Annotated in this window: 5 protein-coding genes; all 5 read right to left on the reverse strand. The window is 67.3% G+C overall.

Annotated features, from left to right (window positions below; all coding sequences use genetic code 11):
* Positions 1-154: 154 nt before the first annotated feature.
* Positions 155-5,986 carry an autotransporter domain-containing protein gene (locus SJY26_RS02120; RefSeq protein ID WP_396594519.1) on the reverse strand — a complete coding sequence of 1,944 codons (5,832 nt, stop codon included), beginning with the start codon at positions 5,984-5,986 and terminating at the stop codon, positions 155-157.
* A 352-nt stretch (positions 5,987-6,338) separates the two neighbouring features.
* Positions 6,339-7,337 carry a helix-turn-helix domain-containing protein gene (locus tag SJY26_RS02125; RefSeq protein WP_396594520.1) on the reverse strand — a complete coding sequence of 333 codons (999 nt, stop codon included), beginning with the start codon at positions 7,335-7,337 and terminating at the stop codon, positions 6,339-6,341.
* 354 nt (positions 7,338-7,691) lie between these two features.
* Entirely contained in the window at positions 7,692-8,993 is a 1,302-nt protein-coding gene (locus SJY26_RS02130; RefSeq protein ID WP_396594521.1) for a ferric reductase-like transmembrane domain-containing protein, read from the reverse strand.
* Positions 8,994-9,191: 198 nt separating this feature from the next.
* On the reverse strand, positions 9,192-10,709 hold the full coding sequence (locus SJY26_RS02135; RefSeq protein WP_396594522.1) for an acetyl-CoA hydrolase/transferase family protein: 1,518 nt from the start codon (positions 10,707-10,709) through the stop codon (positions 9,192-9,194).
* Between the two features lie 49 nt (positions 10,710-10,758).
* A complete protein-coding gene (locus SJY26_RS02140) occupies positions 10,759-11,874 on the reverse strand; it encodes an Acg family FMN-binding oxidoreductase (RefSeq protein ID WP_396594523.1) in 1,116 nt (371 codons plus the stop codon).
* Positions 11,875-12,106 lie beyond the last annotated feature (232 nt).

Genomic DNA, 12,106 nt, shown 5'->3' on the forward strand with positions numbered 1-12,106 from the left:
TGAGTCAGGAGCGTGGGCTGGGTCTGCAGCTGTCTTGAGTTACAGGTCGCGCATGCCCCTGAAGCCATGTGTTCTCGGCATCATTGCCGGACATCGTCGCTTCGCCCGGAAGGCGACATTCGTACCCCACGGTGCGAACGTCGCCCACAGCCGCCTAGAAGCGCCAGTTGAGCCGCCCTGTCAGCATGTTGGTGTTCAGGTCAGCGCTGAACTGTCCGGACCAGTCGACGCTCAGGCTGAGGTGGCCGTCCAGATCAAGATCAAGCACAAGCCCCGCCACAAGGGCGTTGCCTGCCACCGGCAGGCTTTGGACGGCAAAGGCAGTGGTCGGCACGGAGCTGACTGAGAAGGTGTGGCGGCCCCCGGTTTCAGTGTCTCCACGAGCATGACGCCATCCCAGACGGCTGGAAAGCACGGCGGTGCGGCCCTGTCCCGGGTTGAAGGCGCGGGTCAGGCCCAGGCCAGCCGTGACCAGGCTGGCGGCCTGCTCCCGGCTCTGGACAGCCAGGGCCGCGTCTCCGCCTGTCTCGGTGAAGCCGTCGCTCCGGGCGCGCACCCGGGCGACGTTGACGAAGGGCTCCAGCGACGCCGCGCCGAGATCCACCCGCCAGTTCGCCTCCACAAAGGCGAGGGCGGTCTCAGCGTCGTAGCGGGCCTGCAGCCCTTCGGCAAAGCCGGGGAAGGCCACAACCCGCTCTGTCTCGACCGTGTGCCATGTGCGGGAAACCGCTGTCCTGAGCCCGAGCCCGCCCCACTGGCCTGAACCATAGGCGATCAGGCTGACGCTATCACTGTCCGCCGCGCCGGCACGGCCCGGACTTTCGTAGTCATGAACCGAGGTGCCCGCGGCCATGCCCAGTCTGAACGGTCCGACACCTGCGTCCGCACCGACGATCACACCCGCGGAGTCGTGCGTCAGTGAGGCCGCATTTCCGTCCGAGAGCAGTCGGGTCCGCGCCCCTGTGGCCTGGCCCCACACAGCCCCGCCGGCACCGGACGAACGGGTCGCTCGCATACGGTCGTTGACGGTTCGTGCCAGGCTGTCGGCCGTCTCGAACTGCGCCGTGCGGATGGACCCGTGAAACTCTCCTGACAGGCTGTCAAACGCCAGTCGGGCCCCTTCGGGATCCTGACCGATCACCGCATCATACAAGCGGCTCCTCCGGCCGGTCGCCTCCACGGCCGCCCCGGTCGCCCGTTGATTCACGGTCTCGCCCACGGCCGGGAAGGCGATGTCGTTGCGCTCCAGCGTCATCAGGACCGCATTGGCCTCATAGTCGAGGCTGGCGTCGAGGAAGGCGAAATCCGTCTCGATGGCGTCAAAGGCCCCCTTCACCCCCCCCGTCGCGGTCAGGATGGTATAGGTGGACTCCGGCCTGTACTCGCCCGTGTAGCCGATGTGACGCACCGTCCCGCCGTTGAGGATGGCCATACCCCCGGCCACGATCCGGTCAGAGACGCTGGAGGCCGGATCGACTTCCACTTCATAGACCGAGCCGGTCTCGAAGGTGATGTTGCCGCTGACCGTCAGGGTCCCGATGGAGTTTCCCGGCGCGATGACCGATCCCTGCCGGGCCGTCAGCTGTCCAAACGCGCCCGCGCCCTCCAGCAGCCCCCCCTCGGCCACGCGCAGTTCCCCGCCCAGGGTGCCGTTCAGCACCAGCAGGCCCTCGATGATCTCGGTGACCCCGTCGAAGCCTGAAGAGTCGCCCGTGAGGATCAGGCCGCCTTCCCCCGTCTTGGCGAAGGTTCCCTGCCCCGAAAGCACGCCGTTCCAGACCGCGTCAGCATCGCCGTCGAGGGTGAAGGCACCTCCTGCGGCGATGCCCACATCACCGGAGAAGGCCCCCGCCCGCCCGACCAGGCCGCCCGCTTCGACCGACCAGTCCATGGCGTTGGTCCCGGTCAGGGTGAGCACGCCCGGGCCGCGCTTCAGCGTCCGGCCTTCGCCCGTGATCGCCCCGGCGAAGCTCGCGTCCGGGGTCTGGTCGAACACGACCACCGCATCGTTGACCAGGTCCCCGGCGATGGATCCGGCGTTCCCGATCAGGGTCCCATGCCTCACGACGGTGCCGCCGGTATAGCGGTTGTTCCCGGTCAGGATCAGCGTGCCCAGATCCGTCTTCACCAGCCCGCCCGCCCCTGTCAGCATGGACGAAATCGTGGCTGTGAAGCCCGCGCCCGCCGCCGTACCGTCGCCGACGCGGACGATGGTTTCGGCCTCGACCAGGGCGACGTCGTCCCCCGTGATCCCATAGTCGTCCGCGGCGAACTGCATTCCCGTGACGCCGATCCCGGGCCCGTCCACAGTCACCGTTCCGCCCCGGGCCATGAACACGGCAAAGGCCGGGTTGGAGTAGGTCCCGTTCACGGTCCCGTCTGCGACAGTCCAGTCCCGCCCGGCCGGACCCCAGCTTCCGTCGCCGCCCTGGATCACGCCGTCGCCGGGCGATCCCCCTCCGTCCCAGAAGCGCAGCCCCGGGTTCGGCCCCGGGTCCGTGCCGGGATCCGTTCCCGGATCCGTGCCGGGATCGGTGCCGGGATCGGTGCCGGGGCCCGTTCCGGGATCGAAGACGAGATTGACCAGATTGGTGACCGATGTCTGGACCGAGAGGTCATCCGCATCGACCCCCGCCGGCCGGATGCCCAGTGCAAGGCCGTTGTTGGTAAGGACCCCGCCATAGTCGAACAGGCGATAGACACCGGCCCCGAAGCCCCCCAGGGCCGCGACGTTGAGCGTACCATCAAGGGTCAGGTCGCCAAGCACCCCGAACAGGGCCGCGCCGCCCGGTGCCCCGAGCGAGACATTCAGGAGGGCTCCGTCCTGAAGGGTCAGATCGCCACCGATGGCGAGGGTGCGACCGCTGGTTCCGGCGAGTATGCCGCCCGAGAGGATGTCAACGTCGCCATCCAGCAGACCCGACCCGGTCAGGGTGCCACCGCCCGAAACGGTGGCGGCCACAGCGCCTGCGCCCAATGCGCCGTCCACCGACAACACGCCGCCCTCGACCTCCAGCCTGCCCTGGTAGCCGAGGCTGTCGCCCGTCAGACGGGTAAAACCAGCCAGCTGACGGATCCTGGCATCGCCCGCGGGGTCGCTGCCCAGATCCGCTCCGAACGCATAGGCCGCCCCGGGGGTCGCCGTATGGTTGAACACCAGGGTTCCCGTGCCCGGACCGAAGGTCAGATTGGCGTCCAGCGTCCCTGCCGCCTGCGCCGCGTCCCCCGCTGCCGCTCCGATGTTGAGCGTGCCCGTCGATCCGGCAACCGACGCGAGCGAAGCGCTCACCGCCGTGGCGGTCCCGCCATCGGAGAGAGTCAGGGCACCGGAGCCCTCATAGCCGACAAACAGTGTGTTGCTGTTGCTCCAGACACTGCCTGTGCCCGTGACCGTGGCCACGCCGGTGGAGCCTGCGCCGGCACCGATATAGCCGTCACTGGCGGACACGTTACCGCCATCCGCGAGGGTCAGAACGCCCTCACCGTCAAATGCGACATAGAGGTTGGTGCTGAGGCTCAAGTCGCTGCCGGCACCGGTGACGGTCGCCTGGCCCGTGGCCCCGGCATAGTCGCCGACGAATCCGTAGTTGCTGGACACCACGCCGCCGTCCGCCACCGTCAGCGTGCCATCACCGTAATTGCCGACAGACAGAAAGTCCGCATTGATCCAGAGGCTGTCGGTACCGGTGACCGTGACCTCGCCCGTCGAGCCGGCGGCGGCGGCGATGTAGCCGGAAACGTCGAAGACCAGGCCGCCGTCCGCGACGGTCAGCGCGCCGCTGCCATAACGGCCGACGACCAGGTCGTTGTTGTTGCTCCAGTCGCTGCCCGTGCCGGTAACGGTGACCTCGCCCGTGGTTCCGGCCTCAGCGCCGATGTATCCGAACGTGTTGAAAACCCTGCCCCCATCCGCGACGGTCAGCGTGCCGTTCCCGCGATGCCCGACATAGAGATCGCTGCTGTTGGTCCAGCGGCTGCCTGTGCCGGTGACCGTAGCGTCGCCCGTCCCGCCCGCCTCTGCACCGATGAATCCGACGCTGGCGAACACCTCGCCAGCATCCGCGACGGTCAGCGCGGCGGTCCCGAGGAGTCCGACACTGAGTTGGCCGCTGTTCGTCCAGGTGCTGTCGGCTCCGGTCACCGTGACCTCGCCCATCGTGCCCCCGTCGAGGCCGATGACGCCGGCCGCGTTGGACACCGCGCCGCCATCCGAGACGGTCAGCGCGCCGTTGCCGTAGGTGGCGACGTTGAGGAATCCGCTGTTGGTCCAGGCGCTGCCCGCCCCGGTGACGGTCGCCTCGCCGGTGGAGCCGAAATGGCCGACGATGCCATTGCTGCCGGAAACCACGCCGCCATTGCGGATGACCAGACTGGCGTCGTCGCCCGCGTTTTCCGCCACGAACAGGTCCGCGGCCAGGCTGACCGAGCCGCCGTCGAAGGTCAGCGTGCCGTCGGTGACCGTTGTCTTGCCGGTCCAGGTGTTGTCGCCCGTCAGCACCAGTTCGCCCCCGCCGATCTTCTCGAACGGACGGGAACCGCCACTCTGCGAGATGACCCCCGAATGCGTCGCCGAGCCGTCCAGCACCTGAAACTGTGTGATGCCGGAACTGATGATCACCGCGTTGCCGATGATCACCCCGTCCGCATAGTCCAGAACCGAGCCCGTTGTGGTCAGGGTCGAGCCGCCCAGGGCGGCACTGGAGCCCAGCGAGAGAGTCCCGCCCTCCAAATAGGTCCGGCCGGTATAATGGTTGTTCCCCGACAGCTGCGTCCGTCCCGACAGGACCCGGATCGTCCCGTTGCCGGAGATGTCCGCATCGAGCTCGAAATCGTCATCGGTGTGATTGAACACGATCGAGCCGTTGCCAGCGTTGCCGAACTCGATGATCGGCGTGGACATCGTTCCCGCCGCCGTCGCGGTATCGCCGACTGCAGCGCCGAAGTTGACCGTTCCGGAACCATAGGTCGCGATGTCCAGTCGAGGGGCCGTCACTGTGCTCCCATCGGAAAGGGTCAACGTGCCATCGCCGTACAGGCCGACAGACAGGCTGTCCCTGTTGGTCCAGAGACTATCCACGCCGGTGACGCTTGCCTGACCGACAGAGCCTGTCTGAAGTCCGATAAAGCCGCCGGTCGTGGACACCATACCCCCGTCCGCGACGAGCAGCGCGCCAGCTCCGGAATAGCCGATGAAGATCTGGCTGCTGTGGATCCAGGCACTGCCCGGGCCGGTCACCGTGACCTCACCCGTGGCGTATGGGGCGCGGCCGACGGAGCTGTTGATGCCGGAGACCCTCCCCCCATCCGCGATGGTCAGCCTCCCGTCGCCGAGATTGCCGACAAAAAGGGAGTAGTCATTGGTCCAGGTCGAATCCGCGCCGGTGACCGTTACGTCCCCGGTCGACCCGGCATTCTCACCGATGTAGCCGTTTGTATTGGATACCGCCCCGCCCGCCGCGATGATCAGCGTGCCGTCACCTTCGGACCCGACCGACAGTGCGCTGCTGTTCGCCCAGGTGCTCCCCGGCCCGTCAACGGTGACCTGGCCCGTGGAGGTCATGTTGCGTCCGATCAGGCCGCTGACGCTCGTAACGCTGCCGCCGAACAGGATGTCCAGCGTGCCAGTGCCCTCATAACCAACCGAGAGAAAGCCCGAGTTCGTCCAGGTACTCCCGGTTCCCGTGACCATCACCGCGCCGGTCGACGCGAAACCATCGCCGATACTGCCGAGCGTGTTGCTAACATTGCCGCCGTTGGCGATCGTCAACCGGCCTTCGCCGGCGTCGCCCAGCAAGAGAGCGCCGCCCACTGCCCAGGGGCTGGGCCGGGTTCCTCCGCCAAAGCCATCGACGATGACATGGGTACCGGCATCGATGGTGCTCTGGGCCGAGGCGTGCAGCGGAACGGCGAACGAAGCCGCCGCAAGGGCGGACGACGCCATCAGGGCGCGCCGGAGAAGCACGGGAGCGCGGGAGATCGTCTTCATGAGGGTAAGCCCTGGACAAGGTCGGTGCCACCGGCCCGGACGGTGGGAAATGCGGTACGGATGGGCCAATCGAGGGCAGTCCGGCGCTCCGCCGGGCTGCGACAGAACCGGGGCTCCGCTGCCGTGGGGCCAGAGGTCGGGATGCGCGTGGCCTGCGGGAGCCGATCCGTTCGCATGGCCATGAACTCTACCCCGACATCTCGCGGCACCCCGGTCCGCGCAGCTCACGCTCGCGCAGACACGTCCCCGGACTGGACGTGGTTCGAGCGGGTCGAGGCTAGCGGGGCCGGCGGAGCAGCGTCGAGCGGACGCGCGTTCCAATTAAGGGGGCTGGCCGTCCCAGCCTGCCGCCCTAGTTGATATCCCGGAGCCAGGCCCGAAAGACGTCGGGTGAATCCCCGGATGAGGCGGGTGAGGGCTCGGCCCGCTCCGGCTCGCAGGCAATCCTGCGGTACTCGCCCGGAGCCATCCCAAACGTTTTTCTGAAGACGCGGGTGAAATGCGTCTTGTCGGGAAAGCCGGTGGACCGGGCCAGGGCGGCGATCGACCGTGTTTCAGAGGGATCGCAGAGAAGCGCCTGTATGCGTTTGAGGCGTCGCGTCTGAATCTGGCGGACGATCCCGCCGGAGTCACCAAAGCAGCGGTAGAGACTGGATCGCGAGATGCCGAGGGCTTCGCAGAGAGTGGACACGGTGAGCGCGTGGCCCAGATGCTGGTCGATATAGGCTTTGACCCGGCTTGCCAGTTCCTCCTCACGGGCGCTGCGGGCCTCCGTCGCTCGCAACGCTTCCAGCAGGGTGTCGACGACCAGATCGACGATCATCCGCTCGATGGCTTCGGTCTGTGACAGGCCGACCCTGGGCAGGCTGGTGCAGACGGCGCGAAGCGTGCTGCCCAGCACGGTGGCCAGGCCCCCATAGGCAATCAGGCCGTGGGGATCGAAGCCCGCCAGCCGATCCAGAAGCAGGGGGCGCGGGATCGCCAGGGAAATCTGATCAACCCGCTCGACCGCCATGCGGCAAGCTTGCCGCATGTCCAGCACAAGGAGCGACCCGGGGCCGGCGACCGAGCGGGTGTGAGAGCATTCGACCCTCGCCCGCCCTCGATAATGGTAGTTGACGTAAAAGTGGTCGATGCGGTCGGCGCGAACCCGCTCCGCCGTGCGGGTATAGCCGGCGGGATCCGCCGCGAGCTGCGCGATGACCAGCGATCCCACACGCCAGATCATGGCGCGTGCCGAGAACGGGCCACTTCCTGGACGAGACATGTCGAAGTTCGCAATGCCGGAGGCGTAGCCGGTGAATTGGTCATCCTCGGGCAACACCGAGGTATCGAAGCGAAGGGGCTGCAAACGAGACTCGGCAGGCAACCTGTTCTCCAACGCGAGTAACGGACTGACCCAACCGGCCCTTGACCCGTATGCCGGTTGTTCTCATCGAAACGCACCGAATGGCAAGGCCCGGCTCCGGCGGCGATCGGGTGGGCGCAATCACATCGCTTGATCCACGACGAAGACGGGTGGGACCGCCAACACCAACTTGGGCTTGACGCCAGATACCGCCGCACGACTCGCAAACAGAAACGCCGTCCCGGGTCACCGATCCGAGCGATGAGCCAAAAACCACGAAGCGCGCTCGCACGTCGAACGCACGCATCCGACGCCACCTGGATCCGCTCGGCCGCGTTGGTCAGTGGTCACAGCAGATCAGCGAAACGCAAACTGCTCGCTGCGGATGGATCGGGGAGAAAGTCCGTTCTTCACCGCCAGCGCGGCGACAGCGTCGGCGAGTCCGGCCGGTCCGCAGACGCTGATGTCCAGCGTGGAGGGATCGCCCTGCAGCGCGATCTCGGAAAAGCGGCGTTTGAAACGCTCGGCTGTGGGGCCGCTGGAGACCGGCACAAACTCGACGCCGCTTTCGCCCGCCATCTCCGTCAAACGCTCCACGCTGGGGAAGCCGCGTCCCGGCGTGTAGAAATAGAACAGGGTGACCCGGGCGAACCCGCCTGCCCCGGCATCGTCCATCCAGGCGATAAAGGGCGAGATGCCGACCCCGCCGGCAACCCAGATCTCGCGATTCGCTCCGACCGCGCGCGTGAACCGACCATAGGGGGCATGGACCTCGGCCCGCATCCCGACCCGGACGTCGGCCACCAGCCGCGCGGTGAAGTCGCCGAGCGATCGGATGACGAAGCTCACTCGTCCATCGTCCGATCCCGCCGCCGCGATCGTGAAGGGGTGGGGTTCGCGCAGGCCTGGGGCTTTCATCCGAAGGAAGCCGAATTGACCCGGCGTGAAATCGATCCCCCGGCCGGTCGGCAGGAGATCAATCTGGACGGCCGAACCGCCGTCGATGACCTCCACGACCCGGTATTCCGCATGGCGGGCGAAGAAGGGATAGAGGGTGAGCTTCCAGAGCGCCGCCAGAACCGCCAGTGACGCGAGGGCCGCCAGCCACAGGCCGGCGGGACTGGCCAGGAGGATCGGCGACTTGATGCTGAGCCAGTGGACGACCACCACGACGAAGATCGGTCCGGACAGCCGATGCCACCAGCGCCAGACGCCGTAGGAAATGTTCCGGTTCAGGGCCAGGATCGCGATCAGCATCAACCCGACGAAGCTCGCCTGTCGCGCCAGCCGGGCCCAGTCCGACGGCAGGACCAGGATCGCCGCCGTGTCCCAGCCCCGCAGGTCCGCCTTGAACAGCAGGTGGATCGAGGCCAGGGCCAGGGCATAGATGCCGAGCCATTTGTGCACCGTATAGACCCGGTCGAGGCCGCCGAACGCGCTCTCAACCCAGCCCCAGCGGCCGCCGAGGATCGCGGACCCCGCCATCAACGACAGGGCCGCGACCCCACAGGCGAGACTCACGGCGGCCGTGGAGAGCCACGAGGATGCCGGGATCGCGAGTGCCGTGGTCGCGAGGCTGATCGCGATGATCCCGGCGACGACAGGCCACGCGGTGGGCCGACGCGCGGTCATGCGTCGTTGCTGCTCCATAGGGGTCATGGATGGCTCCGGAAGAGGACGGGGGAGGGGACTGGATCGGGCGCGGCCCTGCCGTGTCGCCACCCAAGGCACCTCCCGTAATCCATCGTCCTTGACGCAGATCAACGGGGGCGGGGGGCCGGGCCATCTTCCGAGGACTGGATAACGCGATGCACGCCAGTTCCAGACCCGCCTTGCCGCGGCATTGTTGATCCTGCGTTACGAGGCCTGCATCGACCCCGACCGCACGTATCGCTGGTGCCAGGACAGTGCCTCATCCAGCAGCATCGGCGTTTGCAGACCGTAGGAGCCGGTCAGCGCCCGTGCGTAGTAGTCGGCCAACATCGGCCGGAAGGTCGGGTGGGCGCAGGTCTCGATGACGGCCCTTGCCCGCTGTTTGGGCGACAGGCCGCGCAGGTCGGCCAGACCCTGTTCGGTCACGATCACCTGAACGTCCTGGTTGATGTGATCCACATGCGAGACGCAGGGCACGATGGTCGAGATCTTCCCGCCCTTGGCCGTCGAGGCGCTCATGAAGATCGAGATGTAGGCGTTGCGCGCGAAGTCACCGGAGCCGCCGATGCCGTTCTGGATGCGCGAGCCCATCACATGGGTCGAGTTGACGTTGCCGTAGATGTCGGCCTCGATCATCCCGTTCATGGCGATGACGCCAAGGCGACGGATCAATTCCGGGTGGTTGCTGATCTCCTGCGAGCGCAGGATGATCCGGTCGCGATACTCGCCCATGCGCCGGTTCACGCTTTCGCTGAGTTCGGGGCTGAGGCTCAGCGCCGTCGAGGACGCCATGCGCAGCTTGCCGCTGTCCAGCAGGGCCATCATCCCGTCCTGGATGACCTCGGTCCAGGCCGTCAGATCGTCGAAGGGCGCATCGATCAGGCCGGTCAGCACGGCGTTGGCCGTATTGCCCACCCCGGACTGGAGCGGCAGCAGCGAGGGCGGGAGCCGCCCCTTCCTCACCTCGTGCTCGAAGAACTCCAGCAGGTGGCCGGCGATGGCCAGGTCGTCGGCACCGGGCGGCGTGAATCCGGCATTGCGGTCCGGACGGTCGGTCTCGACGATGGCGACCACCTTGTCGGGGTCACAGCGGAAGCAGGGCTCGCCGATCCGGTCGCCCGAACGGATCAGCGGAATCGGCACCCGGTTCGGCGGCAAGGCCGCGCCATAGTAGATGTCGTGCATGCCCAACAGGTCGGGGTTCTGCCAGCGGTTGACCTCCAGGATCACCTGGCCGGCACGGTCCAGCCAGGTCTTGTTGTTGCCGACCGACGAGGCAGGGATCAGGGCCCCGTCCTCGCGGATGCCGGTGACCTGGATAATGGCGGTGTCCAGCGGACCCAGAATGCCCTGCCAGGCGGCGGGGGCCACCTGGCTGAGATGCATGTCGAAATACTCCATCTGGCCGGTGTTGATCTTGTCGCGGCAGGTGGGATCGGAGTTGTAGGGCAGACGGAATTCGATGCCGTCGGCCCGGGCCAGGGCCCCGTCCAGCTCCGGCCCGGTCGAGGCCCCGGTCCAGATGCGCAGCTTGAACGGTCGCCCCGCCGCGTGCTCGGCCTCGATGCGGGCGGCCAGAGCCAAAGGCACAGCCGTCGGATAGCCCGACGCCGTGAAGCCGCTCAGCCCCACCGTCGTGTCCGGCGCAATCAGCAGGGCCGCATCCTCGGCCGACATGATTTTGGCGCGATGGCCAGCGCTTCGGATACGTTGATCAGCCATGCGTCGTTCGCTCCCAGGTTTCAATCTGACCCTGCCGGTTGGTGAAGGCTCACGCAGACACCGCTGCTGCCGGGCGGCGCGCCGAGAACGGCAGCGTCGGCCCGTAGCCGAACCGCATCACGAGATCGGGACGCCGCCCCGGCAGGCCGACGAGGGACGCGAGCTCGGACCGCAGGGCAGCGACCTCAACGGGCTGGTTGATGTAGGCCATCTTTAAACCCAGAGCCGTCGCCTGCAGGGCGAACCTCTGGCTGGATCGTCCAACCTGGGTCCAGTGCGCCCGGTCCTCGCGTTCACCGACGAAGACCGCGACACCGGCTGACGAGGCGATCTGGCGCGCATATTTGTCGTTCTCGGCTTCGGCCCTGAAGGTGGCGTCGAACATCCTTGGGCCCAGCCACGACGGCAGGGAGGGACTGCCGCTCGTCACGCTGAACAGACCATCACCCGTCTCGATGGCCTGATCAGGATTGAAGCGTATCCATGACTTCAGCTCGCGCACGAAGGCGGGGTCGGCAAGTTGGGCCGAGTTGCCCTGGACGACCAGATCCCGCACGCGCTGCAGGGCCGGTCGGTCTGTCAGCAGGACCAGATCGATGCCGGGGGTCCGGGCGGCGGTCGCAAGTCGCCGCAGGTCCCCTGTAGACACGGAGCGGCCATCATAGTCGGCACGGGTCGACTGACGGCGAGGGATGGCGTCGAACAGGGTGGACGCGACTGGCGCGCCCTCCCCGAACCGATAGGTAAGCCCGCCGAGGTCGGAGGGATCAAAGGTGATCTCGCCCGGGCGTCCTCGCGCCTCACCCGCGAGGGCCAGGGTCTCGGCGGCGCTGCCGAGACTGACGAACAGATGATGGTCGTCGGGATCGACGACCGGCGTGCGTCTTGAAGGGTCAGGCAGAATGTCGATTCTGCCCTCACCCAGGCGGAACCTCCAGGGCTGGGTGTTGTGCCCGCTGGGGGCCAGGGTGGCGTATCGGACCAGGTCGGCCAGTTCGGGCCTGATCGACAGGACCGAACGCATCCGCGCGACGGCGGCGTCGTAGTCCGCCATCTTGCCCATGCTGCGGGTCCCGAGCCAGGTCGCGCCGGCTCCCGCCGCCACCACGATGGCACCGCCAACCAGAAGCGTCCGTCGATCCACGCCTTCGGGGAAACGGGTCAATGGCTCGCCAGCGGGCCGACGGGCGGCCCGGCCAGCCTCCCTTGGGTCACGCCAGAGGCGGCGACTGCAGCCGATGCACTGCGATCAAAGCCATGAATCGCCTCGCCCCGAGTTTTCGCGGGACGAGGGCGATGATCTGATGAGACCGACAGACGGGCGCTGCGCACGAACTCTCTCCTGTTCGCCACCATCAAACACCCGCGCAGAGCCGGGGACCTTGATCGAGATCAAG

The sequence above is a fragment of the Brevundimonas sp. R86498 genome, from assembly GCF_044598075.1.
Classification (GTDB): domain Bacteria; phylum Pseudomonadota; class Alphaproteobacteria; order Caulobacterales; family Caulobacteraceae; genus Brevundimonas.